This is a genomic window from Micromonospora sp. NPDC050397 (genome assembly GCF_044901685.1).
GTDB lineage: Bacteria > Actinomycetota > Actinomycetes > Mycobacteriales > Micromonosporaceae > Micromonospora_G.
This window is the reverse complement of sequence record NZ_JBJDPS010000003.1, coordinates 1-23,484: the sequence shown is the minus strand read 5'-3', so window position 1 is coordinate 23,484 and position 23,484 is coordinate 1. Positions and strand designations below refer to the sequence as shown.

Sequence of the window (23,484 nt, the reverse complement as noted above, 5' to 3'; positions counted from 1 at the left end):
ACGTACCGAACGTGGCGGGGGTGGCGTTTTTGTGCACTGGTCAGGCCGCTATGACCCGGGCAGCGTGGAAAACGTCCGGTGGCAGGTCCCGTTCCAGGCGCCAGACGAAACGCATCGGACGATCGCCGGTGTGGGACTCGTACGTCATCGGGCCCGCGTACAGGTAGGGCGGTACGCCCAGGTCGCCGTCGCGTTCCTTGGTCTCGCGTACGAACAGGTGCACGCTCGATCCGCGCTTGGCGTGGTTGACGTAGCGCTGACCGGTCGGGGACGCCGACGAGGTGGTGCTCTGTGACTCCCACTGGAACAGCTCCGGGGTGATGGCCCGGTCGGCGTACATGGTGGTGGGGGAGTAGTGCCGCTCCGACTTGAGCAGGGTGACAAAGAAGATGTCGGCCTGCTCCGCCTCCACCCACTTCACCCCCTCCCGCATCGACGCCGGGTCCGGTACGCCAAACGCCGCCAACACCTCGTTGCGGCTGTAGCGAGCGTGCACCCGCAGCGGCACACCCGCCGACGCGGGTGGCCCGACCACCCGGTGCATCCGCTCCCGCAGCACGTCGTGGAGCTGCCCCAACTCGGCCCGTCGGTCCGGGTGCTGCGACCAGAGCCGGGCCAACCGCTGCTCCCGCTCCGACGCCGCCACCTTCGGCCCCCAGAGGCCGAGGTGCATCAGGTCGGCCAGCCGCCCGGGGGCGGGGGTCTCGCCGTCGGCGATCTGCCGGAGCAGACCGAGCCGGTCCGGATCGTCCAGGTGCAGCATCCGGCCGATCGCCGGCCCGAGCACCCGGTCGTCCGGGCCGGGCGCGGCGGTCTCCAACCCGGCGAGCCGGCGCAACCCGGCCCAGCCGCCCAAACTCTTACGCCGGTAGAGGTCCTCGACCTCCAGCCCGGTCTCGTGCAGATACTCGGCCAGGCTGACGTCACCGAGCTGACGCAACTCCGCGGTCAGGTTCTTCGTCGAGCTGGGCAGGGCGTTGCGCAGGTTGCCGAGCACGATCTCCTTCGCCACCCGGTCGAGCTCGATGTGGCAGCCGCTCGGCAGGGTCGGAAAATCCTCGCGTACGGCGACTTCGACCGCCCGGCGACTGATCCCGGTCAGGGCACGCCAGCGCAGGTCGAAGCGAAAATTGGCGTGCTGCCCACCGATGAAGTCGAGCACGGTCAGGCACGCTTTGTTGTCGTCCAGGCGCAGCCCACGGCCGAGCTGCTGGAGGAAAATGGTGGCACTCTCGGTCGGCCGGAGCATCAGGATCGTGTCGACCATCGGCAGGTCGACACCCTCGTTGAACAGGTCGACGGTGAAGAGGACGCGTACCTCTCGGGCTTTGAAGGCGTCGATCAGCGTGCGGCGACCGGCGGCATCGACCCGCGAGGTCACCGCCCGAGCGGGCACACCAGCCCTGGTGAACCAGTCCGCCATGAATTCCGCGTGCCCGATGCTGACGCAGAAGCCGAGCGCCCGCATGCGGCCCAGATCGACCTTGTCGCGTACGGCTTGCAGGATCGTGCGGGCGCGGGCATCGTTGCCGGTGAAAACCCGGTCCAGGTCGGCGGTCTCATAACCCTGACCGCGTTTCCAGGCCAGCGTCGACAGGTCAACATCGTCGTGCAGCCCGAAATACTGGAACGGAGCCAGCAACTGCCGCTCCAACGCCTCCCACAGGTGCAGCTCAACGGCCGTGCGTCCGTCGAACCAGCGGCGTACGTCGCCGCCGTCGGCCCGGTCGGGCGTCGCGGTCAACCCGAGCAACACGCGAGGCCGCACCCGCTCCAGCAACCTGGCGTACGTTGGCGCCTCGGCATGGTGGAACTCGTCCACGATCACCATGTCGTAGCGGGTCGGGTCGAGATCCAGCCGGCTCAGCGACTGGATCGAGGCGAAGACGTGTCGCCACTGGGTCGGCCGCTCGCCGCCGACCAGCACCTCACCGAAGCTGCCGTCGCGCAGCACGTGCCGGAAGACCGACCGGCTCTGCCGCAGAATCTGTTCCTGGTGCGCCACGAACAGCAGCGACTCGACCGTGCCACGCTGGCGCAGCTCGCGATAGTCGAGCGCGGCCACGATGGTCTTGCCGGTGCCGGTCGCCATCACCACCAGGTTGCGGTGCCGGCCGTGGACCAGCCGCTCGGCGGCGAGGTCGGCCAGGATCTCGCGCTGGTATCCGTACGCCCGGACGTCGATATTCGTGATCTCGACGTCGGACTCGGTGGCTGTGCTGCCGTCGCTGCGCTCGTTGCGCAGCGCGCGGCGTAGGCGGTCGCCGTCCTCGGCCGGGTGATACGCCTCGAACGCCGGGTCGCTCCAATAATCGGTGAAGGTCGCCTCGAAGGTGTCGATCACCGAGGGCTGTTCGATGTTGGAGACCCGGATGTTCCACTCCAGGCCGTCGACCAGCGCGGCCTTCGAGAGATTCGAAGACCCGACGTACGCGGTGCTGGTCCCGTTGTTCCGCCGGAACAGCCACGCCTTCGCGTGGAGGCGGGTGGTCCTGGTCTCGTAGGAAACCTTCACCTCGGCACCCAACTCGACCAGCCGGTCCAGCGCCCGTTGGTCGGTCGCACCGAGGTAGGTGGTGGTGATGACCCGGACCCGACCACCACGATCGATCAACTCCCGGAGGGGGCGCTCGACCAGGCGCAGCCCGTACCACTTGATGAACGCGCAGAGCAGGTCGACCTGGTCGGCCGACGCCATCTCGGTCGCCACCTCGTGCCCGATGCGCGGCTGATGGCGCCCGTTGACCAGCAGCGCGCCGCTGGAGAGTGGAGTGCGCGGGCGTACGGGGAAACTTGGCTTTGCCGGCGGGACGGGCGGGTCCGCGATGGCGGTGAGCAGCTTGTGTACGTCGGTCACCCGGTCGGTGCCGTCGACCGCCCGAGGCTCGATCGCCGCGATCGTCTCGGCGATCTGGTTCGCCATCGCGACCTGCCGAGCCAGACTCTCCCGATCCGAGCCACCAACCGCCCGCAGCGCCCGAGCGGTCAGCCCGGCAATATGCCGACTCAACACCTCGTGCGCGTCCACCGGATCAAGATCCGTACGTTCCACCAGCTCAGCCGCAACCCCGTCAAGCTGACCAGCCACCCCGTACGTGATCAGGTGCTCGTAAATCCCCCGCCCCAGCTTATTCATCCAAGCAACCTAACCACCCGTACGCCCACCCGCTGTCCCGGCTGCTGCGCGTCGCCGCTCTCGACCGCCCAAGACAGACGATGCGAGGTGGCAGTAGCAAGTGGTGCAGAGTCGTAGGGCCAAGGCGATCGTCTCTGACTCAACCTGACCAATGTCTTGCAGCAGCCAAGGAGGCTGGCCTCGCCCGGCTGATACCAGCCTGACTTCTGTGCGATTGCTTGCTTGAGCTCTAACGTCTCGGTGGGTGTCGTGGGCGCTTGAGCGCAACTTTAGGCTCCACCTCGTGTACCAGCGTCCTGTGGGTGGGTAGGCTGCTGGCATGCTTACCCGGCTAGAGGTGCAAGGCTTTAAGAACTTGCTAGACGTGCAGGTGGATTTTGGTCCCTTCACATGTATTGCTGGTGCCAATGGCATCGGCAAATCCAACATATTTGACGCCATAGAGTTTCTCTCCTACCTGGCAACTGATTCGTTAGTCGAATCATCGCAGCGGGTTCGTGGGGCATCCGGCGTTCGCGGGGGCGATCCTCGTGACCTCTTCTGGGATGGCTATCGAGACCACCAACGTAAGATCACGTTAGCGGCAGAAATGATTGTGCCCGCAGTGGTCGAAGATGATCTTGGGGCCTCGGCTGCAGCCACTACTACGTTCCTTCGTTATGAAGTGACCCTCGGCTATTCGGCTCCCGAAGGGGAGGGGAGCGTGGGAAGGTTAAGTCTTCTTGGTGAAGAGCTGCGACACATAAATCGAGGGGAAGCTACAAAGCACATCCGGTTCCGGCATAGTGTGAAGAACTTTAGAAACGCGGTGGTCCTGGGTCAGCGTCGTGGTGGCGCCTTTCTGTCAACGGAAGTTCGAGAGGGTGGCACGGTAATCAATGTTCACGGTGATGGTGGAAGCTTCGGCAAACCACAACCACGTGCTGCGGTCCGTGCCGGAAGGACTGTTTTAAGTACGGTTACCACAAATGACTACCCAACAATCCTCGCCGCTCGGCGGGAGATGCAAAGTTGGCGGCGCCTTGCACTTGAACCTTCGGCGCTTAGGGCGCCCGATAGCCTTACTGATCCTCGTTCCCTGGATGTTGATGGCCGCCATTTGGCGGCCACGCTTTACCGGATTGCGAATGAGAAAGACCCGATCAGTGGGCGGGTTGACTCGGAGGCTGTCTATGCCCGGGTGGCCGGAAGACTTTCGGATTTGGTTGGTGTTGGCGTAGAAGGTCTGGCTGTCGAGCTGGATAGGGTGCGCGAAGTGTTTACGCTATTTCTGCAAGAAAAGGGTGGCTTGCGTCTCCCTGCCAGGGCCTTATCTGAAGGGACTTTGCGATTTTTGGCTCTTTGTGTTCTGTTGGAAGACCCCAGTTTTACTGGGCTAATGTGCATGGAAGAGCCGGAGAACGGTATTCACCCGGCTAATCTGCCCGCAATGCTCGACCTGGTCAAAGACCTAGCGGTGGATCCAAACGAACCCCCGGACGACGCTAATCCGTTCCGTCAGGTCATAGTTAACACTCATTCTCCGGGTGTTGTCCAGCTCTGTGATCCCGATGATCTCTTGTTGGCGGATATAAAGACTCATCGGACGCAGGAGGGTGAAGTGACGAGAGCGTTGTCGCTTCTTCCCTACTCGAACTCGTGGCGTGCTGTGCCTCCCGTGCCGGTGTTCACTCGCGCTGACGTCGTTTACTATCTCGCTGCGCCCGAGGGTGCGCAGTTGCAGCTTCCCTTGGAGATGCTCGGATGAGCGCCGCTGCGTTCAATGGCCTGTTTGTCGCCGAAGGTAGCTCCGACATGCCGATCGCCGATATTGTGGAACTGATGTTTTTCGACAGAGGGGTTTCCGTTCACCTTAGGAAGCCTGATTTTGGGCTCTTGGGTAAGGTGCCAAAAGATGTTCGCTCTCGCCTTCTTGCTGGGGAGAAGCTATCCGACGAGGCCATCGATTTCGTTGTCGTGCACCGCGACGCCGACAATGCGGGTTACGACGCGCGTCGACGGGAAATATGTTATGCTGTCGAGTCGCTTGCGACCAATCCAGAAATTGTTCCCGTAATTCCTGTGCGGATGACCGAGGCTTGGCTTCTTTTGGATGAGGCGGCCATTCGACTTGTCGCAGGTAATCCCCGAGGGAAAGCCGATCTTGGTCTGCCTAAACCTCGTGAGGTTGAGAGTCAGCCCGATCCCAAGAGTACTCTTGCGTCCGCTTTGTTGCGGGCTGCAGATGTGGCGGGGCGTCGGCGCGACCGGTTGGCGAAAAGATTTAATCAAAATCGCAAGCAGCTATTGGAGCGGCTGGATCGCAACGGTCCGGTCGCTCAGTTGTCAAGTTGGAAGCAGTTGGTCGCCGATGTGGATTCTATCGTCGAAGGTTGGGCCTCCGCAGGCATCGAGGAATCGGTGGAGGCCGTGAGGTCAGTGCCTACGCAGTCTGGTCATTCTGGGCGCCCTGTTCGGCAGTCAATGAGCGGCGTTCCTAAGTCGGTTAGGTGAAGTGTGGCGTCTGTTCTGGGTCACGTTCTTCCCCAGTGAGTGGTGCGGCAAGGACTCCCTTTGGTCCTGTCTGGGGAGTCCCGGCGGCCGAGAGGTCATGTCGTTTGGTCTCCTCTAATGTATTTGCCGCAAGGGGGTCCGGAAATGTTGAGGGGTCGATCGAACATTGATGCGTCCGAGTACACGATAGGAAGATATTTCGGCCCCGCTTGACCGGTTCGTCATCGCTGCGGCAGATGACGACAGGTATATGTCCCCAAGTTTCTTTTGAATCTGCGACACGCGATATCGACGCCGCTGCTTCCTGCCCGAGACTCATCCGACCCTTGTGTGGAGAGGAACTGCGAACGATCGTGGTCGGTGCCCTACGTGGGGTTCCGCCCTCACCCCTCACCGAGCTGCATGCTCCAGTGCTCGCTGCCGTTCGGGATCCATACGACCACTGATCCGCCCGCCGGCAGCTCGGCCCCTCGTGCATTTCGGGGGTCTCCCGTACATGGGTTGCCTCCTCCGTAATCAAGGGTCGGTGTGGTGAGCTGCTTCGAATCCGTTCGTAGGCTGCGATCTCATTGGGCTTATCAAAGTAGATGTGTCGGTTACATGCGTGGCGGCTTCAGCGGTGTACGCTCAGCGGCTCGGCCACCTCGGCCGAGGTCGGATCCGGAAGGTCGTAATCTCTCGACCGCCGACGCCGGGCGGTAGTGCTGCCGTGGGTCCGCGATCGGTAACGGTCTCAAGTGTCTGGTTTAAATGCTCTTTGGCCGGGTTAGTTCGACCTGATCGCCTGGTTGAACCTCTACATCGCCCTTTGGGTGGCGGATTTCGAGTACTGGCACACCCTCATCGAGCTGCATGTCTCGGCGCTCCCGACCGGTCGGCATCCGTGCGACCACCGACCCGCCTGCCGGCAGCTCAGCCTTGGTGCGTTCCGGAGTCTCGCGTACGCGGGTGCCGTGGCCCCGGATGGTGCTGACCAGACCCTCGGAGCGGAGTAGCGACACCGCCATTCGTACGGCTTCGCGGCCGATGCCGTACTCCTGGGTCAGCCGCGCCTCGCTCGGCAGCGTCGTGCCCGGCGCCAACTCGCCGGACTCGACGCGCTCGCGGATCAGGTCAGCGAGCTGCACGTAGACCGGCGTGTGCGAGCGCGGATCGATGGTCATACCGCATGAGTCTTGTTCCCCCGTGGCCCGGACTGGTTGTGCCCCTGTGCCCCTGTCTGTATAGACGCAGGATCGAACCCCGGTCGTGGGCGAATTCGGATTACTGCCCACGTCCCGAGGGCTCGATTGGCATGGCCGATGAGCGGCCCTGCTGCCGTACTGCTGACCCGAGGCTGCGGTGGTGGGGCGGGGTGGTCCGCCCGTTCGCGGCGGATGGGTGGGCCACCCCTTCCAGATCAACCCGACCGGAAGGCAGGCACAGGCATGCGTAACCTCTTGGCGCGGTTCCGTGGGCGCGGACAGGAGCGGACCAACAGGGGAGCCCACTACCGGTCGGCGGCGTACGCGCCGTTGCGGCCGTGGCAGGTGCGGAGCCGGCGGTTTCGCACGGTCGGGTGGTTCGGGCGGGGTGGGCTCGACCCGGACGAGGTGGAGCAGTTCCTCGACCGGGTCGCCACCGACCTGACCGGCCTCTACGACGATCTTGCCAAGAGCCGGGACGAGACCATCCGGGTCAAGGCCGCGCTCCGGCAATGGCAGTCGCGCCAATCGCGTACGGCAAACGTCTCGGACCGCTACTGATGGCCGACCGGGAGCGTTTTGTCGTACGCCTGCCGTTGCTCGCCCACGACCTGGCCGGCGCGCAGCGTCTGGCCCGGGTGATGGGGCGGACGATGCGCATTCTGCCCCACGTCGACCCGGGCGAGATCACCGTGTCGTACGAGGACGAGCAGGGCGTACATCATCGGGTTTTCTGTGACCGGTTCCTGGGCGCGGGCCGGCGCTGCCTGCTCCCCGCCGACCACGACGAGGGTTGCATCCCCCGGGGGTGGTGGCGGTGAGCTGGCGTTACTCCATCTCTCCGCCGTAGGTGGCCTGGTAGAGCAGGCGGCCGAGGCGCTGGTGCAGCAGGTGGGCCTCCTGCAAGGGCAGCATGACCTGGCCCCAGCCGAACCCGTCGGTGGTGGCGTCGGGTTGGTGCAGTTCGATCAGCACGCTCGGGTGCCGCTCGTCGTCCTCGTCGACCCGGGACATGTTGGTGCAGGAGATGAAGCCGTCGCCGTCGGCGTCGGGCTGGCCGACGTCGATGCCGTAGCCGGCGCCGTATTCCGGCCACCGCTCGTCCCAGCGCTGCTGCTTGACCTCTTGCCAGGAGATTTTCTGCTGGTCCGTACCGTCCATTGTGTCCCCTCGAACAGCTCTGTGGTCACCGCGTCGCCGTCATGATCGGCAATCCGGGAACCTAACAACCGTGTCGCGGAGCGGTGTTGCGGGTGTCGGGGTTCAGAAGCCGCTCTGTCGGCGCTCGGTGGCGCGGCGGCGGTCGGCGTCCTCGAGCGCGTGACGTACGGCGAATCGGACCACGCTGTAGAGGGCGATCAGCCCGAACACCCCGAGGAGTAGCGCGTAGAACAGCGTCTGGATGATGTGCATCCCCGCACGGTAGGACGCGGGTGCTAGCCGCGGTTGGTGTTGTTGACCTCGGTCTCCACCAGCCGTATCAGGCGGACGATCCCCTCCGCGACCTTTTCGCCGAACGGGGTCAGGCTGTATTCGACGTGCGGCGGGATGGTGGTCTGCACGTGGCGCAGGACCAGGCCGTCGCGTTCCAGCCCTTGGAGGGTCTGGGCGAGCATCTTCTCGCTGACCCCGTCGACCCGCCGCCGCAGGGCGTTGAAGCGGTACGACCCCTCGTGCAGTGCGGCCAGGGCGAGCATGCCCCACTTGCCGGCGAAGTTCTCCACGATCCGCCGGGACGAGCAGTCGCGGGCGAAGACGTCGGCAATCATCGCGTCGTCGCCGTCGTACCCGTCCTCGGCAGGGGTGGAGTCATTCATGGGCACAACGGTAGCCGCGTCCCGAACGCTGTCGTTAGTGAAGGTGCTCACTTTTACTCGGCACTTTCGAAAAGTTAGTACATGCTTCCTGGCAGGCAACTCAATGTTGATCCTCCCGAGGAGCTACACATGATCGTCGTTACCGGGGCCACCGGGAAGTTCGGTTCCATCGTCATCGAGGATCTTCTGGCGCGCGGCGTGCCCGCCGGGGAGATCGTCGCCGCCGTACGTAGCCCGGAGAAGGCCGCAGGCTTCGCCGAGCGGGGCGTGCAGGTGCGCCGGGCCGACTACACCGAGCCCGAGAGTCTGGTCGCCGCGTTTGCCGGCGCCGACAAGGTGCTGTTTGTCTCCGGCTCCGAGCCCGGCCACCGGGCTGATGGACACCGCAACGTGGTTGCCGCTGCCCGTACGGCCGGCGTCGGGCAGATCGTCTACACCAGCCTCCTGAACCTCGAAACCGGTCAGCTCACCCTCGCCGACGACCACAAGATGACCGAGGCGCTGATCCTGGAGTCGGGCATCCCGTTCGTGTTCCTGCGCAACGGCTTCTACTTCGACCTCTACTCCGACAACATCGGCCCGGCCCTCGAACACGGCGCGCTGGTCGACGCCTCCAGCGACGGCCGGCTCTCCCTCTCCACCCGGGTCGAGTTCGCCAACGCGGCGGCGGCGGTCCTGGCCACCGAGGGCCACGACAACAAGGTGTACGAGTTGGGCGGCGACCACAGCTTCAGCCTGCCCGAGCTGGCCGAGGAGGTGAGCCGGCAGACCGGACGTACGATCGCCTACCGCAACCTCACCCCGGGCGAGTACACCGAGATGCTGGTCGGGTTCGGGCTGCCCCGGCCGTTGGCCGAGATCTACGCGGACACCCGGGTCGGCACCGAGCGGGGTGACCTCTTCACCACCAGCGACGACCTGTCCCGCCTGCTCGGGCGCCCCACCACCACGCTCGCCGACGCGGTGGCCGCGAAGCTGAAGGAACTGGGCTGACCCTCGTTGAACGAACCACGCGCACCCTGAGTGTCCGGACGAGAGATCCCGCTGGATTCCGCCGGACGGGGTCTCGGGGTGCGCGTGGTCGACGGGTCGGCTCGACGTTCGATACCGATGACCGCTTGCGATTTCCCCGGTGGCGCGAGCTATCCAGGGGGAAGGGCGGTTACGGCCGTGATCAGCAGGTGCATTCCGGACGACGGATTGTCGTGTGGAAAGGTGGTGCCGCTTCTTTGGTGTGCGCGGTCCAGGGCCGCCGCGCGCTTTGCCGCCACGGTTCGTTGTGCCATGTAGTCCGCGCCCACCAGGCTCTTGGCCGCTTGACCGTCCAGGGACCGGCGTAGCCTCCGCGCCTCGTTGTTGTCGAGCCACGCCGCTTGTGCCTTGTGGTGGAGGATGAGCCACGGCTCGAAGCATGGATTCGAGACGGCGATCTTGATGCCGTGGCGTTGGGCGAGTGCCAATGCTTCCGGCAGCCCTGGATGGTTCTTCGGCCACTCGACGTCGAACACGCACCAGAATTCGTCGACCTCGCCCTCCTCCCGACGCGCCCGTTCCTGCGCTTCCATGGCGATCCGTACGAGCGTCAGCGGTACGGAGCCGCCATGGTCGGTCTCGATCCGCAGGTCGACGGCTGCCACATCACGAACGGCGGGTTCTCGCCTCAGCGCTTCGAGGTACTCGGGTTCGGTGCGTTCGCCTTTGCAGAAGATGGCGAATGTCCTACGGGGACTTCGTATCGCGACCTTTCGTTTCAGTGAACTGCCCCTGCGGTGGCGGTCCCGCCCCATCAGCGCCCCTCTGGAGTCAGGCCGAGGGCTCGACGCAGTAGCTGTTGATCCAGCTCGGGCACCGCGCCGAACCGTCCTTGGAGGTATGCCTTTTCGAGGTTCAGAGAGCGTCGCACCTTGTCGCCACCGTACTCCGCGAGCGCGGTCAGGGTTGTGGCGGCGTTGGGGCCCTTTTCTGTCAGCCACACCTCGTCCCGGTTCAAGTGGTTGAGGAGGCTGGTGTCGTGAGTGGTGAAGATTAGCTGGGCGTTACGCGGATTGGTCTCGGGATCCTGGAACAGTTCGAGCAGCTTCGCCGAGAGCCGAGGATGGAGGCTGGCGTCGATTTCGTCGAACAGTAGCGTCTGACCGGTTCGTAGCGCCTGCAGCGTGGGACCGATCAGTCTGAACCAGGTCTGTGTGCCCTCCGACTCTTCGGCGATTTCGAACGGGACCTGTTGGCCTGCGGCCCGATGTATCAGTCGGAGGTGGAAACGTGATCCGGTGATGCCCGGCAGATTCTCGTTGGAGATCTGTTCCTCGGTGACCTCGATGTCCTCAATCCCGAGATCAGCGAACCGGAGGAGGGTCAGGGCGGCATCCCGGTCATCATACGTCTCGGATCCCCGCGTGGCCGCTGAGCTTGGCGCCTCTGTCTCGACCTCGTTGTAGAACATCCTCTGTGTGCTGTGAAATCTGGTCGGGGAGTGCCAGGCGGGATCGAGCCTGCGGTTGGGCCGGCGGGAACGGGGTCCGAGAATGCCGATGTTCGCGAGCGTTCTCCCGAACGCCCGGACGTCTTCGCGGTCGAATCGCATCGCGGCGGAGAGTGCGAGAGTTGTTGGTGTGAGCAACTCACGAACCCCGGCCAGGCCGCCCAGTCCTCGCCTGAAGTGGAGGTCCATTCCGTCTCGCTCGAAGAGTGAGCGCCGACGTTTCTCGGGGTAGCTGTAGAGGCCTTCGAATACGACCTCGGTGTTGCGTAGTTCGAGCGCATACGAGTAGCGGACACCACTGACCATCATTTCGACCTCGAAAGAGGATGGCTCGTCGGGGCCATGTTCGAATTTGAAGGGGTCGCGCGGGATGAATTCGTCCCAGGTGCGGAGAGACCTCGCCACGGCTATCGAGAGCCAGGCCAGAGAGTCTATGACGTTGGACTTTCCTGACGCGTTGGGTCCGTAGATGCCGGCGACCGTGAGCACCCGCTCGGCGAGTGATTCGAAGGAGCGTGCAGCGGGCCTGTCGTCGTCGACCGCGATCATGGACAACTCCACCGGGTCCTTGATCGACCGGTGGTTGGCGACTTCAAACCGCAGTAACACCGTCGTCTCCTTGCGCTTGTGGTGCATCTTCAGATGACTCTACGCCAAATCACGACGAAAACACCGGTCTAGTAGTAGTGCCACGACGCACAAATGATTCCGCCCGAGGGCGACCACCGTGCCGTGGAGCAGCCAGGCGGTGAGCGCGCCACCGTCCGACGGACGAGCGTCGCTGACACTCCTGGACACGGCCATGATCTGGAGTGTGGTTGGCCAGGTCCAGCCCTCGTGGGGGCCGGAAACCCGGATGCGTACGGGAAAGCCGTGGCGGTAACGTTCCGGTCCACGGCGAGGGCGGCTCCTGGGCGTGCTTCCTTCTTCCAACTTCTTCGTGGAAACCTAGTGCGCCCGATCTCCGCCCTCGCCGTTTGTCTACCTCGCGCTGTCTTGCCCGGGGTTGTTCTACCTGCCGTCTGTCTACATCGGAGGAGGGGTGGTCGGGGTGGCCGTCGTGGTCGGGACGGGAAAGAAGCAGGCCACCGTGAACCCGGTGGCGCTGGCGTTGCTGCGGCGGTCCGGCCTGGTCGCGCCAGGGTTGCTCGCCGGAGGACGCAAGGTCAAGCGGGCGGGGCGCCGCTCGGTGCCGCTTCGCAACGGCCTGCTGGCACTGGAGTCCGACGTGCTGGCCCTCGGTTACCTGATCGGGCCACGCCTGCGCGGATACCTCGCGGGTCAGGAGGCGGAGCGGCTCGGCGCGATCGGACTCGGGCTGCTCGCCGGGTTGGAGTCGACCGTCGGCGCGGACAAGCCGCACGTACCGCTGTTCCGTAACTTCCCGCGCAGCGTCCCCGACGACACCTACAAACTGTACGTCCACCGTCTCTTCGCGCTGTTGCTCCAGGAGTCGCGCCAGCCGTGCGTACTCTGCGGGGAGGTCGGCACGGTCCACCTGCTCAACCCCTGCGCGCACCTGGTCTGCGTCGCCTGCTGGGACCTCGGTGACTACTCGGGATGCCCGATCTGCCACGGGCGGATCGACCTGGACAATCCGTTCCTGGAGCGGCTCCCGCAGAACCTGGACGACGATGACTGCGAGCAGTGCCGGGAGCGGGCACTGCGGTTGGCTCGGCCGGTCGGCGACGACCCCGAGCGGGCGTCCGCGATCGATGACCCCGACCGGGCATCCGCGATCGGCGGGCAGGACCGCGCGGCGGCGGGCGACGGCACCGAGCGGCCGTCGGCGCGGCGGCTCGCGGTGCTCGAACTCGTCGACGACCTCGACGCGTCGGTGTACCGGACGGTCGCGACGATGCTGGCTCGGCGTACGCCGCTCTCGCCGCAGGACCGGGACGACCTCTGCGCGATGCTGGACCACGTCGGACACGGCGACCTGGGTTGGCTGCCGGACGGGATCCCGGTCCGGGAGACCCGGGCGATGGTGCTCGGCCGGCTGGTCGCCGACCCGGGCCTCACCGACCGGGTTCCCGACCTGGTCAACGCCCACATCGGTACGGCCACCGACGCGCTTCGCCTGCTCTACGTGCTCGGCGCCGGTGACCCCGGACTGGTCACCGCACCGCCGAAGCGCCCGTCGCTGTCCCGTCGGCTGCGCCGGATCCTGCTGAGCCGGCTCGCCGCGCTCCCGCTCCCCGCGCTGGTGGAGGACCTGCACCGGCACGGGGAGGCGTGGCTGCGGCTGGCCGAGAACCTGCACCCGTACGAGCGGGCGGCCCGGCACCCGGCTGTCGCGGCGGCGTTCGCCACGTTGCGCGGCACGTCGGTCGACACCACCACCGACTTCGGCCGGCTGCTGGCCGGGGTGGCCGCCGAGCACCCGGCGGTGCTGCGCCTGTACCGGGGCCGGTTGCGTACCTCCGGCTGGGCGGCGCGGGTCGAGACGGCGCTCGTCGCGGGCAAGACCGGTGCCGCGGTCGACCTGCTCGCCGGGCGCCCGGGGATGCTGGCCCGTCGGCTGGTCGAGCTCGCCTACCGTACGGACGATCCGGAGGCGCTGCTGGCGACGGCCGGCACCGCGCTGCGTACGGTCTCGCCCGGGGTGCTGGTCGCCGCGCTCGGTGCCGTGCGCGCGGCGACCTGGCCCGCCGGGACCCGGCTCTATTTTCCGCGTGGGGGCAGGTCCCGGCTCTGGACCGAGCCGGACAACCGACCGCGACTCGCCCCGGACCTCGGTGCCGCGCTCGAGTCGACGCTGAGCGGGGAACTGCTCGGACGGGCCGCCGAACTGCCGCCCGTCGAGGTTGCCCTGCTCGACGCCGGCCTGGTCGATCTTGTCGCCCCGTTCGCCGAGCGGACCGCGTCGTCCGCCCTGGTACGGCTGCCGCGCGGCAGCAGCCAGCCGTTGCCGGACGGCCGGGTGCTGCGGCTGTTCCTGCACTGGACCGAGCCGACCGACACCCGGGTCGACCTGGACCTGTCGGTGGCGATGTACGACGCCGAAGGCGGATTTGTCGGTTGGTGCGACTACACCCGGCTCCAGTTCGGCGAGCGCGCCGCCGTGCACTCCGGCGACCTCACCTCGGCACCGGCCCCGCTCGGCGCGAGCGAGTTTGTCGACCTGGACGTGGTCGCCCTGCGCAAGCTGGGCATCCGTTACCTGACCATGGTGGTGTTCAGCTACAACGACGTGCCGTTCGACGCGATGACCGACGCCTTCGCCGGGTTCATGGCCGATCCCGACCGGGGCCGGGCGGTGTTCGACCCGAGCCGGGTCGAGCAGCGGTTCGACCTGACCGGCGCGATCCGGACCGCCACCCCGCTCCTGATCGACCTGAACGAGGGCCGGCTGCGCTGGGTCGACGCGGTGCTCGCCGGCAGTGGTGGCCAGCATTCGGTGTACCGGTACTCGCGTACGCTCGGCCGGCTCACGGTCGCCGCCGACCGTTACTTCGACGGCGGCCGGCGGATCAGCGTGTGGGAGTTGGCCTGCTGGCACGCGGCGGGCCGGGCCGGCACCGTCCTGGTACGTCACCGTAACGGCGAGGTGGTCGGCTACCGGCGCGGGCGGGCCGAGCCGGCGGCGGCGTTCGCCGCCCGGCTGACCGCGTTCGGCCCGCCGGACGAGCACCGGTCCGACGAGCACCTGTTCGACGAGCGTGTGGTGGAGTCGGATCTGCCGCTGCCGGGCTTCGCGGCCCTGGTCGACGGGGACGTGGAACTGGCCGAGGGGGCGCGGGCGTACGCGCTGCGTCGGTCCCGGTTGGACGCGGGACGGGTCGAGTTGCTCGACGCCGCCGACCTCGTCGGCACACTCGTCCGCTGAGCACGCGGTCCCGGCCCCGATCGGGGCCGGGACGGTCCGGTCACCGGCTCAGGTGCTGCTCGGCGAAGGCGGTGGCGAGCCGTTCCACGTCCGTACGGCAGCCCTCGGTCGGTGCGCGTTGGGCGTAGGAGACGACGAGGTTGCCGTACCGGATGGTGAGCGAGCAGGTGTTCTGGTTCCACCATGCCTCGTCACCCCAGCCGCTGGCGGGCTCGCCGTTGCCGGCTTCGGTCCGGGCGAGGGCGGAGACCGGCTCGGTGCCCGAGTCGGCCTGGAAGAGCCAGAGCGTGGTGGTCAGCGCCTCGGTCCGGCCGGCGAGCAGGCCGAGGCAGGAGACCCCCTCGGTCCAGTCGTCCGAGGACTGCGGCTTCTTGTCGATCATCAGGATGTTGCCCTGGAAGGTGCCGCGCATCGACTCGGGCAGCACGTTGCACGGCGGCAGCGCGGTGTAGGAGGCCCTACTCGGGGGCGTGGTCGCCGACGCGCTCGGGGCGGCCGTGGCGGTGGGCGGGTCCTGGGCCTTGGGTTCGGTGTCGGCGCAGCCGGCCAGGGCGAGGCTCGTCAGCAGGCCGAGCAGGAGCATTCCGGTAGCGGCAGGGCGGATGGACGTTGACATACCTGACTCCCAGGGGCATCGACGTGTCCGGATGCGCCCGAGTGTAGGAAGCCCGTACACGTGGCGGCCCGCACCTCGATGGGAGGTGCGGGCCGCCGCGTTGTTCCGGGGGGTACGCGGGTCAGTGTGCCGCCGGCAGCGTCGCCGCCGCCCTCTCCTCCTCGGCCAGCCGTTCGGTGCCGCTCAGCGTGCTCAGCGGCTTCTCCTTGATGAAGGTCACGGCGATGAACGCGAGGAAGGCGATCGGCGCGCCGACCAGGAACAGGTCGGCGGTGGCGGTGCCGTACACGTCCTGCACGATCCTCAGCACCGGCTCGGGCAGCAGGGACAGGTCGGGTACGGCCGCGGTGCCGCTGCCGCCGTCGGCCGCCGGACCGAGCTTCTCGGCGAGCAGCGAGGTGACCCGGTTGGCCAGCACCGCACCGAGGGCGCTGACGCCGATGGCGCCGCCCATGCTGCGGAAGAAGGTCAGCACCGAGGTTGTCACGCCGAGTTCCTGCGCGGGTACGTCGTTCTGCGCCGCCAGCACCAGGTTCTGCATCAGCATGCCGACGCCGATGCCGAGCACCGCCATGTAGACCGAGAGCATCGGCACGCTGGTGTCGGCGTTGATGGTGCCGAGCAGCACCATGCCGACGGTCATGATGGCGCCACCGGCGACCAGGTACATCTTCCACCGGCCGTACTTGGTGATGAGCTGGCCGGCGACGGTGGAGGAGACGAGCAGACCGAAGATCATCGGCAGGCTCAGCAGACCGGCCACGGTCGGTGACTTGCCGAGCGAGACCTGGAAGTACTGCGACAGGAAGACCGTGCCGCCGAAGAGCGCGACGCCGACCAGCACGCTCGCGACCGTGGCCAGCGAGACGGTCCGGTTACGGAAGATGTTGAGCGGGATGATCGGCTCCGCCACCCGCGACTCGACCCAGACGGCCAGGGCCAGCAGCACCAGCCCGCCGCCGACCATCAGCGCGGTCCAGCCGGAGCCCCAGGCAAACTTGTGCCCGGCGAGCGAGGACCAGATCAGCAGGGTGGAGACGCCCGCGATGATGAGGGCGGCTCCCCACCAGTCGATGTTGACCTTCCGGCGTACGACCGGCAGGTGCAGGGTGCGCTGGAGCAGGAAGATCGAGAGCAGGGTGAACGGCACGCCGATCAGGAAGCACCAGCGCCAGCCCAGCCACGAGGTGTCGACCAGCAGGCCGCCGATCAGCGGGCCGGCGATGGTGGCGACGCCGAACACCGCGCCGAAGAGACCGGAGTAGCGACCCAGTTCGCGGGGCGGGATCATCGCGGCCATCACGATCAGGGCGAGCGCGCTCATGCCGCCCGCGCCGATGCCCTGGACGATCCGGCTGACCAGCAGCACCTCGACGTTCGGGGTGAAGCCCGCGATCAGCGAACCGACCACGAAGAGGGTGAGCGAGAGCTGGATGAGCAGCTTCTTGCTGTAGAGGTCGGCCATCTTGCCCCAGAGCGGCACGGTGGCGGTCATCGCCAGCAGTTCGCTGGTGACGATCCAGGTGTAGACGGTCTGGCTGCCGTGCAGGTCGGCGATGATGCGCGGCAGTGCGTTGGCCACCACCGTCGAGGCGAGGATCGACACGAACATGCCGACCATCAGGCCGGAGAGTGCCTGGAGCACTTCCCGGGGGGACATGCGACCGGGGCCGGCGTCGGCGCCGACGTCGGGGTTGTCGGCTGGCGCGGCGGTTGTGGTCATCGACGCTTCCTCACTGTGGAACAGGGTTGGTGGCCCCGGCGCGCGTACCGGGGTGGGAACCGTGGGGGTGGGTCAGGGGGTGGAACGGGGGTCGGGCAGGCCGGCGGCGATCCCGCCGAACGCCTCGTCCACGAGGTCGGCCAGCGGAAGCCTGCCACGGCTGGCCGCCCAGCGGATCATCGCGACCCGGAACGCGGCCCCGGTGACCGCCGTGACCAGCGCCGGATAGCCGTCGTCCGGCCCGAGTCCGGTACGCGCGGCGAGCGCGCCGGTGATCGCCCGTTCGGTCTCCGTGCTGCTGGCCACCAGGCGGGGCAGCAGCGCCGGGTTCTGCGCGATGACCTCCATCCGCAGCACCCAGATGCCGGCGTCGGCCTGCATCTCGTCGATCATGTCGGCCAGCGCCAGCCGGATGGCGTCGAGCGCCGGCACCTCCAGCGGTGCGGCGTGCAGGGCCGCCAGCACCCGGGCGCTGTCGACCGCCGGGTCACCGATGAGCGCCTCGTCCTTGGACGAGAAGTAGTTGAAGAACGTACGGGAGGAGACGTCGGCGGCCTCGGCGATCTCCTCGACGGTCACCTGGTCGAGCCCTCGCTCGGCGACCAGGCGCAACGCGGCGGCTGCCAGCGCGTCCCGGGTCTGCCGCTTCTTGCGGTCCCGGCGCCCGGTGGCGGCCTCGTCGACGCTGGTCACCCGGATACCGTACGAGCAAACTTTCGCGCCCTGCAAACTTTTACCAAGTGAAGTGATCCTCGCCACCAGGCCGGTGAACAGCCGTATATCAACAGGTCAACTGCTGTACGTGGCCAGCTCTTGCCGGAGTCGTCCGTACTCCGCCTCGGTGCCGATGGCGGCCCGGAACTCGGGGTGGAACAGGTAATGGTTGATCGCGTTGGTGACGAAGTCGGGGCGTACCCACAACTGGTTGAGTGGGAGCAGGACCTGCGGGAAAAGCCTGATCCAACGGCCGCTGCGGACCAGGTCCGGTCGGCCGATGCCGATCGGGCTGGCGCTCCAGCGACTGGCGGTCGACGATGGCCCGACCGCTATCGCCTCCCACGGCACCCGTTGCCGCCCGAGCAGGCCGACCACCAGTAGCCCGTCGGGACGCAACTCCAGCCGGATCCCGTCGCGCATGATCGCCACCACCTGACGGATCGCCAGCCCCGCCAGCGCCGCCGAGCCGGCGAAGGTGACCAGGATGAGGGCGCGGAACAGGGGAGGGGTGTCGCCGTCAGAGAAGATCATCAGTTGTGACCCGGCGTTGGCCGCCGCGAAGGTCAGTTGTGCCGACGCCAGGGTCGCCAGCGTCAGGTGGTGCGGCGGCGCGACAAAGGCCGGATCGGCCGGGTCGGTGCGGACCCGCAGGGCGGCCGGTTTCGCACGCGACGGGAGCCAGACGCCGAGTCCCATCAGCCCGAAGACCAGCAGCCAGGGCAGCAGCACGCTCAGGGCGAGGTGCGCCTGGAACGGCCATGACTCCGGCGGCCGCCAGCCACCGGCAACCAGCCAGAGCGTGGCGAGCCCGGCCGCCGCGACGACGAGCAAAAGGGCCTGGAACCGGTCGCGGCGGTCCGACCGGCCGGCGCTGGTATCGACGGGAGCGCTCATGCGCTGGAGTGTGGATCACCTTGTCCACGGCGTCGGACCGGCCCGCCGCCCGCTCGCTTCCATGATCCGTACCTCCGGTGCTCCGGTTGTCGACGGCGCAGGCCAGAGCTATCGTCCTGGACATGTCTGGACAGGTTATCCGGCTCAAGCACCAGCGGATCGCCGACGAGTTGGCCCGGGACATCCGGGGCGGCCGGCTCGCCAACGGCGCCCAACTCCCCGGCGAGCACGCGCTCGCCGCGCGGTTCGAGGTGAGCCGGAACACGGTCCGGCAGGCGCTGACCGAGCTGGGCCGGCGCGGGTTGATCTCCACCCACTCCGGCAAGGGCTCGTTTGTCACCTTCGACGGACGTACGCTCGACGACCGGCTCGGCTGGGCCCGCGCGCTCGCCGAACAGGGCGTGCCGACGACCGTACGGGTGCTCCGGCTGGAACTGGTGCACGAACCCGAACTCGCCGCCCGCTTCGACCTGCCCGGCACCGAGTACGTCGCCGTCGACCGGCTCCGCTCACTCGCCGACGGACCCGCCATCTCGATCGAGCGCAGTCGCATCCCGGCAATCGGTGAGCTGCGCAAACTCCCCGAGCGTGGGCTGGACGGCTCGCTCTACGCCGCCCTGCGCGACGCCGGCCTGGTGCCGGACCGGGGCGAGGAGTGGGTGGAGCTGACCCGGGCCACCGACCTCGACGCCGACCTGCTCGGATGCGCGGCCGGCAAGCTCTGGCTGCACACCCGGCGACTCAGCCGGGACCGCCGGGGCGACCTGGTCGAACACGTCGAGAGCCTGCTCGACCCGGACCGGTTCCGGCTGCACCTGCGCTTCGGCGGTGAGTCGGCATGACCACGCCGGTGACGCGCGAAGCGCGGGCGGTCGGCGCGCTGACCGGGCTCGCCATCGGCGACGCGCTCGGGATGCCGACCCAGTCACTGCCGCGCGAGCGGATCCGGCAGCGGTACGGCCAGCTCACCGGCTTCGAACCGGGGCCGCCCGACCAGCCGATCGCCCCGAACATGCCGGCCGGCTCCGTCACCGACGACACCGAACAGGCGATGCTGCTGGGACGGCTGCTGCTCGACGGCGACGGCCGGATCGACGGCCACCGCCTCGCCGCGCAACTGCTCGCCTGGGAGGACGACATGCGGCGCCGGGGGTCGCTGGACCTGCTCGGCCCCTCCACCCGGGCCGCTGTCGCCGCAGTTGCCGCCGGCCGCCCGATCGAGGAGGCGGGCCGTTTCGGGACCACGAACGGCGCCGCCATGCGGATCACGCCGGTCGGTCTCGCCGTACCCTCGGACGACCTTGACCTGCTGGTGGAGCGGGTGGTCGAGGCGAGCTGGGTGACCCACAACACCGGGGTCGCGCTGGCCGGCGCGGCGGCCGTGGCCGCCGCCGTCAGCGCCGCGCTCGACGGCGCCGACCTCGCCGCCGCGACCGCCACCGCCGTACGCGCGGCGGAACTCGCCGGCAGCCGTGGGCACTGGATCGCCGCCGCCGACATCGGCGCCCGGATCGAGTGGGCGACCGGTCTGGTAGCGGGCTCGTCGCCGGAACGGGCGGCCGAACTGATCTACCGATTGGTCGGCACGAGCGTGGCGACGCAGGAGTCGGTGCCGGCCGCGTTCGCCGTGCTCGCCGTCCACCCGGACGACCCGTGGCGGGCCGTCCTGCTCGCCGCCTCCCTCGGCGGCGACTGCGACACCATCGCCGCCATGGTCGGGGCCGTCGCCGGTGCCGTCCACGGCGTCGGGGCGTTCCCACCCGCCGCGTTGACAACCGTTGACGCGGTGAACCACCTTCCGTTGCACCACATGGCGATCAACCTGCTCGCCCTCCGTCAGGCTGCCGACCCCGGTCACGACGTTGACCCGGGGCGGGAGGCCGACGCCGGAACCCGCAGGGGAAAGGCAGGACAATGATGTCCGCGACCGAACTGGCCGGAACCGCTCCGGCCGAGGCCAACCGGGTCGGCGCGATCGAGACCCGGGGCATCGAACCGGTGCCGGCCGACGAGCGTACGGGCGGGCCACGCCAGCTCTTCTGGGTGTGGTTCGCCGCCAACATCTCGATTCTGGGACTGCCGCTCGGCGCGACCCTGGTCGCCCTGCGCGGCATGAACATCTGGCAGGCGCTGCTCGTCGCCGCGCTCGGCTCCTTCGGCTCGTTCGCCCTGGTCGGCCTGATCAGCGTGGCCGGCAAGTGGGGCGGGGCGCCGAGCATGACCCTCTCCCGGGCGGTCTTCGGCCCACGGGGCAACCACGGGCCGACCGTGGTCTCGTGGCTGTCCCGGGTCGGCTGGGAGACGGTCAACACCACCACCGCCGCGTACGCGTTGCTGGCCCTGATCAGCATCATCTTCGGGGTCGGCTCGAACTCCGTACTGACCGTGATCAGCCTGCTGGCCTTCGTCGCGCTGACCCTGGTGGTCTCCGGACTCGGACACGCCACCCTGGTCTGGATCCAGCAGTGGGCGACGTACCTCTTCGGCGCGCTGAACATCCTGGTCGGCGCGTTCCTGATCACGAAGGTGGACTGGGACGCGGTGGCGAGCGCCCCGGCCGCCCCGGTCAGCGTCGTGGTCGCCGGGATCGGCGTGATCGCCGCCGGCACCGGGATCGGCTGGGCGAACGCGGGCGCGGACATGGCCCGTTACCAGCACCGGCACGTACCGGGCGGGCGGATCGTGGCGGCCGCGTCGGTCGGTGCCGGGGTGCCGCTCTTCCTGCTCATCGGACTCGGCGGTCTGCTCTCGGCCGGTGACGGCAGTCTCGCCTCGGCGAGCGACCCGGTCTCCGCGATCCAGGTCATGCTGCCGTCGTGGATGGCGGTGCCGTACCTGCTCGCCGCCTTCGGTGGACTGCTGCTCTCCAACAACCTGTCGGTCTACTCGGCCGGACTGACGATGATCACCCTGGGCGTACGGGCCCGCCGGGTGGTTGCCGTCGGGCTGGACATCGTGCTCACCCTGGCCGGTGGCATCTACTTCATGCTGATCGCCGGGGACTTCTACGGACCGTTCATCACCTTCATCTCGCTGCTCGCCGTACCGATCACCGCCTGGGTCGCGGTCTTCCTGGCCGACATGATCTTCCGTCGGCGGTACGACCCCCGTGGCCTGATGGACACCACCGCGACCGGTGTCTACTGGTACCGGGGCGGTTTCCGCTGGTCGGCGGTGCTGCCCTGGCTCCTCGGCATCGTCGTCGGCCTGCTCTTCACCACCGCCTCCACCTCGGCCACCGACGTCTGGTTCAGCGGCCCGCTGGCCGACTCGTGGATGGGCCGCAACGGGCTCGGCTGGGTGGCCGCGTTTGTCGTGGCCGGTGCCCTCTACCTGCTGTTCGGGGCGGCGAGCGCCCGCCGGCTCGGCACCGCGTCGGAGGCCGACCGACCGGACAACCCGGTCGACGGTGGGCCCGTGCCGGTCGACGGTGAGCGCGCGCGGGTCGACGGTGAGTCCGCGGTCGACGGTGAGCGCGCGGCGGTGCGGCCGTGAGTGCCGTCCGGCCCGGCTCCGCGGTGGAGAGCCCGACCGGACCGGGTACGGGCGTCGGCGGCGGGCGGCTGGTGCACACCGGCAACGTGGTGATCGACGTGGTGATGTACCTGCCCCGGCTCCCGGAGACCGGCGGTGACGTGCTCGCCACGGGCAGCCGGATCACCGCCGGGGGAGGGCTGAACGTGATGGTCGCCGCCGCCCGTCAGGGCCTGGCCGTCGCGTACGCCGGGGCGCACGGCACCGGCCCCTTCGCCGACCTGGCCCGGGAGCAACTCGCCGAGGCCGGGATCGAACTGCTCCAGCCGCCGTCGCCCGACGCCGACACCGGCTTCAGTGTCGCGATGGTCGAACCGGGCGGGGAACGGACCTTCGCCACCAGCCTCGGCGCCGAGGCCCGGCTCGGCCCGGCCGACCTGGCGCGGGTGGCAGCGCGCGACGGCGACGTCGTCTACGTCTCCGGCTACAGCCTGGCCTACCCGTCGAACGGTGCCGCGCTCGCCGACTGGCTGCCGACGCTCGGCCCGGCGATCACCGTCGTGGTCGACCCCGGCCCGTTGGTCGCCGAGATACCGGCGCCGGTGCTGGCGGCGGCGTTGGCACGCGCCGACTGGTGGAGCTGCAACGAGCGGGAGGCGGAACTGCTGACCGGACTCGCCGACCCGGGTGCCGCCGCGTCGGCGCTGGCCACCCGGACCGGACGGGCCGGGGTGCTGGTCCGCACCGGGCCGGACGGTGCCGTACTGGTGTTGCCGGGTGCGGCGCCGGTCGTCGTACCGGCCTTCCCGGTCGAGATGGTGGACAGCAACGGCGCCGGGGACGCCCACGTGGGCGCCTTCACGGCGGCGCTCGCCCGGGGGCTCGACCCGGTCGACGCCGTACGCCGGGCGAATGCCGCCGCAGCGCTCGCCGTCACCCGGCGGGGCCCCGCCACCGCCCCCACCGCAGCCGAGGTCGACACCCTGCTGGGGTGAAAGGAAGGGCCCCTTATTAACGCATAGCGCTCGGGTTCTAGGGATCGTTGCAACGCCTGATCGTGTCAGGGGTTGTGATGTTCGAGGTTCGCAGCGATCGTCGGCCGCAGGGTCGGAAGAGGTT

The 23,484-nt window shown here is 68.1% G+C and carries 21 protein-coding genes; 10 read left to right on the top strand and 11 right to left on the bottom strand.

The genetic code is table 11. From position 1 onward, the window contains the following. Nucleotides 1-40: 40 nt before the first annotated feature. Nucleotides 41-3,136, bottom strand: a complete 3,096-nt coding sequence (locus ACI2K4_RS11110; protein WP_404510345.1) for a DUF3427 domain-containing protein — start codon at nt 3,134-3,136, stop codon at nt 41-43. 319 nt (nt 3,137-3,455) lie between these two features. On the opposite strand from ACI2K4_RS11110, the gene ACI2K4_RS11105 reads away from it, so the two are divergent. Beyond that, a complete protein-coding gene (locus tag ACI2K4_RS11105; protein ID WP_404510344.1) occupies nt 3,456-4,883 on the top strand; it encodes an AAA family ATPase in 1,428 nt (475 codons plus the stop codon). Next, nucleotides 4,880-5,629, top strand: a complete 750-nt coding sequence (locus ACI2K4_RS11100) for a hypothetical protein (RefSeq protein ID WP_404510343.1) — start codon at nt 4,880-4,882, stop codon at nt 5,627-5,629. Before ACI2K4_RS11105 ends, ACI2K4_RS11100 begins: the two co-directional genes overlap by 4 nt. 746 nt (nt 5,630-6,375) lie before the next feature. Here ACI2K4_RS11100 and ACI2K4_RS11095 read toward each other — a convergent pair. Next, nucleotides 6,376-6,792 carry a GntR family transcriptional regulator gene (locus tag ACI2K4_RS11095; RefSeq protein WP_404510342.1) on the bottom strand — a complete coding sequence of 139 codons (417 nt, stop codon included), beginning with the start codon at nt 6,790-6,792 and terminating at the stop codon, nt 6,376-6,378. A gap of 264 nt (nt 6,793-7,056) precedes the next feature. Here ACI2K4_RS11095 and ACI2K4_RS11090 point away from each other — a divergent pair, with 264 nt between their 5' ends. Together ACI2K4_RS11090 and ACI2K4_RS11085 are read left to right on the top strand one after the other, a co-directional pair. Further along, nucleotides 7,057-7,374, top strand: a complete 318-nt coding sequence (locus ACI2K4_RS11090) for a DivIVA domain-containing protein (RefSeq protein ID WP_404510341.1) — start codon at nt 7,057-7,059, stop codon at nt 7,372-7,374. Continuing rightward, nucleotides 7,374-7,634, top strand: a complete 261-nt coding sequence (locus ACI2K4_RS11085; protein WP_404510340.1) for a hypothetical protein — start codon at nt 7,374-7,376, stop codon at nt 7,632-7,634. Before ACI2K4_RS11090 ends, ACI2K4_RS11085 begins: the two co-directional genes overlap by 1 nt. Before the next feature lie 7 nt (nt 7,635-7,641). Here the strand turns inward: ACI2K4_RS11085 and ACI2K4_RS11080 are convergent, their stop codons facing one another. The 3 genes from ACI2K4_RS11080 to ACI2K4_RS11070 all read right to left on the bottom strand — a co-directional run bounded on the left by ACI2K4_RS11080 (nt 7,642) and on the right by ACI2K4_RS11070 (nt 8,630). Continuing rightward, on the bottom strand, nt 7,642-7,974 hold the full coding sequence (locus tag ACI2K4_RS11080; RefSeq protein ID WP_404510339.1) for a hypothetical protein: 333 nt from the start codon (nt 7,972-7,974) through the stop codon (nt 7,642-7,644). A 102-nt stretch (nt 7,975-8,076) separates the two neighbouring features. Beyond that, a complete protein-coding gene (locus tag ACI2K4_RS11075) occupies nt 8,077-8,226 on the bottom strand; it encodes a hypothetical protein (protein ID WP_404510338.1) in 150 nt (49 codons plus the stop codon). Nucleotides 8,227-8,249: 23 nt separating this feature from the next. Continuing rightward, nucleotides 8,250-8,630 carry a winged helix-turn-helix transcriptional regulator gene (locus ACI2K4_RS11070; protein ID WP_404510337.1) on the bottom strand — a complete coding sequence of 127 codons (381 nt, stop codon included), beginning with the start codon at nt 8,628-8,630 and terminating at the stop codon, nt 8,250-8,252. 129 nt (nt 8,631-8,759) lie between these two features. Here ACI2K4_RS11070 and ACI2K4_RS11065 point away from each other — a divergent pair, with 129 nt between their 5' ends. Next, nucleotides 8,760-9,623, top strand: coding sequence for an SDR family oxidoreductase (locus ACI2K4_RS11065; RefSeq protein ID WP_404510336.1), 864 nt, complete (start codon nt 8,760-8,762; stop codon nt 9,621-9,623). Between the two features lie 149 nt (nt 9,624-9,772). Here ACI2K4_RS11065 and ACI2K4_RS11060 read toward each other — a convergent pair whose 3' ends face one another. Then, nucleotides 9,773-10,417 carry an RloB family protein gene (locus tag ACI2K4_RS11060; RefSeq protein WP_404510335.1) on the bottom strand — a complete coding sequence of 215 codons (645 nt, stop codon included), beginning with the start codon at nt 10,415-10,417 and terminating at the stop codon, nt 9,773-9,775. Then, nucleotides 10,417-11,748, bottom strand: coding sequence for an ATP/GTP-binding protein (locus tag ACI2K4_RS11055; protein ID WP_404510334.1), 1,332 nt, complete (start codon nt 11,746-11,748; stop codon nt 10,417-10,419). The genes ACI2K4_RS11060 and ACI2K4_RS11055 overlap by 1 nt, the downstream gene beginning before the upstream one ends. A gap of 424 nt (nt 11,749-12,172) precedes the next feature. On the opposite strand from ACI2K4_RS11055, the gene ACI2K4_RS11050 reads away from it, so the two are divergent. Further along, on the top strand, nt 12,173-14,941 hold the full coding sequence (locus ACI2K4_RS11050) for an MXAN_6230/SCO0854 family RING domain-containing protein (protein ID WP_404510333.1): 2,769 nt from the start codon (nt 12,173-12,175) through the stop codon (nt 14,939-14,941). A 40-nt stretch (nt 14,942-14,981) separates the two neighbouring features. Here the strand turns inward: ACI2K4_RS11050 and ACI2K4_RS11045 are convergent, their stop codons facing one another. From ACI2K4_RS11045 to ACI2K4_RS11030, 4 genes are all read right to left on the bottom strand, one after another. Continuing rightward, complete coding sequence (locus tag ACI2K4_RS11045) at nt 14,982-15,557, bottom strand: hypothetical protein (RefSeq protein ID WP_404510332.1); 576 nt, start codon at nt 15,555-15,557, stop codon at nt 14,982-14,984. Nucleotides 15,558-15,678: 121 nt separating this feature from the next. Continuing rightward, a complete protein-coding gene (locus ACI2K4_RS11040) occupies nt 15,679-17,280 on the bottom strand; it encodes an MDR family MFS transporter (protein ID WP_404510331.1) in 1,602 nt (533 codons plus the stop codon). 72 nt (nt 17,281-17,352) lie between these two features. Next, a complete protein-coding gene (locus ACI2K4_RS11035; RefSeq protein ID WP_404510330.1) occupies nt 17,353-17,973 on the bottom strand; it encodes a TetR family transcriptional regulator in 621 nt (206 codons plus the stop codon). A 96-nt stretch (nt 17,974-18,069) separates the two neighbouring features. Beyond that, a complete protein-coding gene (locus ACI2K4_RS11030; RefSeq protein WP_404510329.1) occupies nt 18,070-18,891 on the bottom strand; it encodes a PH domain-containing protein in 822 nt (273 codons plus the stop codon). Between the two features lie 122 nt (nt 18,892-19,013). Between ACI2K4_RS11030 and ACI2K4_RS11025 the strand changes: the two genes are divergently transcribed. The 4 genes from ACI2K4_RS11025 to ACI2K4_RS11010 are packed head-to-tail and all read left to right on the top strand — an operon-like array spanning nt 19,014 to nt 23,360. Continuing rightward, nucleotides 19,014-19,733, top strand: a complete 720-nt coding sequence (locus ACI2K4_RS11025; RefSeq protein WP_404510328.1) for a GntR family transcriptional regulator — start codon at nt 19,014-19,016, stop codon at nt 19,731-19,733. Next, a complete protein-coding gene (locus ACI2K4_RS11020; protein ID WP_404510327.1) occupies nt 19,730-20,809 on the top strand; it encodes an ADP-ribosylglycohydrolase family protein in 1,080 nt (359 codons plus the stop codon). The genes ACI2K4_RS11025 and ACI2K4_RS11020 overlap by 4 nt, the downstream gene beginning before the upstream one ends. Then, on the top strand, nt 20,806-22,386 hold the full coding sequence (locus tag ACI2K4_RS11015; protein ID WP_404510326.1) for a purine-cytosine permease family protein: 1,581 nt from the start codon (nt 20,806-20,808) through the stop codon (nt 22,384-22,386). The genes ACI2K4_RS11020 and ACI2K4_RS11015 overlap by 4 nt, the downstream gene beginning before the upstream one ends. Next, nucleotides 22,383-23,360 carry a PfkB family carbohydrate kinase gene (locus ACI2K4_RS11010; protein WP_404510325.1) on the top strand — a complete coding sequence of 326 codons (978 nt, stop codon included), beginning with the start codon at nt 22,383-22,385 and terminating at the stop codon, nt 23,358-23,360. The genes ACI2K4_RS11015 and ACI2K4_RS11010 overlap by 4 nt, the downstream gene beginning before the upstream one ends. Nucleotides 23,361-23,484 lie beyond the last annotated feature (124 nt).

Excerpts from the sequence above, each read along its gene's own strand:
- ACI2K4_RS11040 (WP_404510331.1), bottom strand. The coding sequence starts at position 17,280 with ATGACCACAACCGCCGCGCCAGCCGACAACCCCGACGTCGGCGCCGAC.
- ACI2K4_RS11075 (WP_404510338.1), bottom strand. The coding sequence starts at position 8,226 with ATGCACATCATCCAGACGCTGTTCTACGCGCTACTCCTCGGGGTGTTC.
- ACI2K4_RS11110 (WP_404510345.1), bottom strand. The coding sequence starts at position 3,136 with ATGAATAAGCTGGGGCGGGGGATTTACGAGCACCTGATCACGTACGGG.
- ACI2K4_RS11095 (WP_404510342.1), bottom strand. The coding sequence starts at position 6,792 with ATGACCATCGATCCGCGCTCGCACACGCCGGTCTACGTGCAGCTCGCT.
- ACI2K4_RS11100 (WP_404510343.1), top strand. The coding sequence starts at position 4,880 with ATGAGCGCCGCTGCGTTCAATGGCCTGTTTGTCGCCGAAGGTAGCTCC.
- ACI2K4_RS11025 (WP_404510328.1), top strand. The coding sequence starts at position 19,014 with ATGTCTGGACAGGTTATCCGGCTCAAGCACCAGCGGATCGCCGACGAG.
- ACI2K4_RS11065 (WP_404510336.1), top strand. The coding sequence starts at position 8,760 with ATGATCGTCGTTACCGGGGCCACCGGGAAGTTCGGTTCCATCGTCATC.
- ACI2K4_RS11085 (WP_404510340.1), top strand. The coding sequence starts at position 7,374 with ATGGCCGACCGGGAGCGTTTTGTCGTACGCCTGCCGTTGCTCGCCCAC.
- ACI2K4_RS11060 (WP_404510335.1), bottom strand. The coding sequence starts at position 10,417 with ATGGGGCGGGACCGCCACCGCAGGGGCAGTTCACTGAAACGAAAGGTC.
- ACI2K4_RS11080 (WP_404510339.1), bottom strand. The coding sequence starts at position 7,974 with ATGGACGGTACGGACCAGCAGAAAATCTCCTGGCAAGAGGTCAAGCAG.
- ACI2K4_RS11015 (WP_404510326.1), top strand. The coding sequence starts at position 20,806 with ATGATGTCCGCGACCGAACTGGCCGGAACCGCTCCGGCCGAGGCCAAC.
- ACI2K4_RS11055 (WP_404510334.1), bottom strand. The coding sequence starts at position 11,748 with ATGCACCACAAGCGCAAGGAGACGACGGTGTTACTGCGGTTTGAAGTC.
- ACI2K4_RS11020 (WP_404510327.1), top strand. The coding sequence starts at position 19,730 with ATGACCACGCCGGTGACGCGCGAAGCGCGGGCGGTCGGCGCGCTGACC.
- ACI2K4_RS11030 (WP_404510329.1), bottom strand. The coding sequence starts at position 18,891 with ATGAGCGCTCCCGTCGATACCAGCGCCGGCCGGTCGGACCGCCGCGAC.
- ACI2K4_RS11105 (WP_404510344.1), top strand. The coding sequence starts at position 3,456 with ATGCTTACCCGGCTAGAGGTGCAAGGCTTTAAGAACTTGCTAGACGTG.
- ACI2K4_RS11070 (WP_404510337.1), bottom strand. The coding sequence starts at position 8,630 with ATGAATGACTCCACCCCTGCCGAGGACGGGTACGACGGCGACGACGCG.
- ACI2K4_RS11045 (WP_404510332.1), bottom strand. The coding sequence starts at position 15,557 with ATGTCAACGTCCATCCGCCCTGCCGCTACCGGAATGCTCCTGCTCGGC.
- ACI2K4_RS11090 (WP_404510341.1), top strand. The coding sequence starts at position 7,057 with ATGCGTAACCTCTTGGCGCGGTTCCGTGGGCGCGGACAGGAGCGGACC.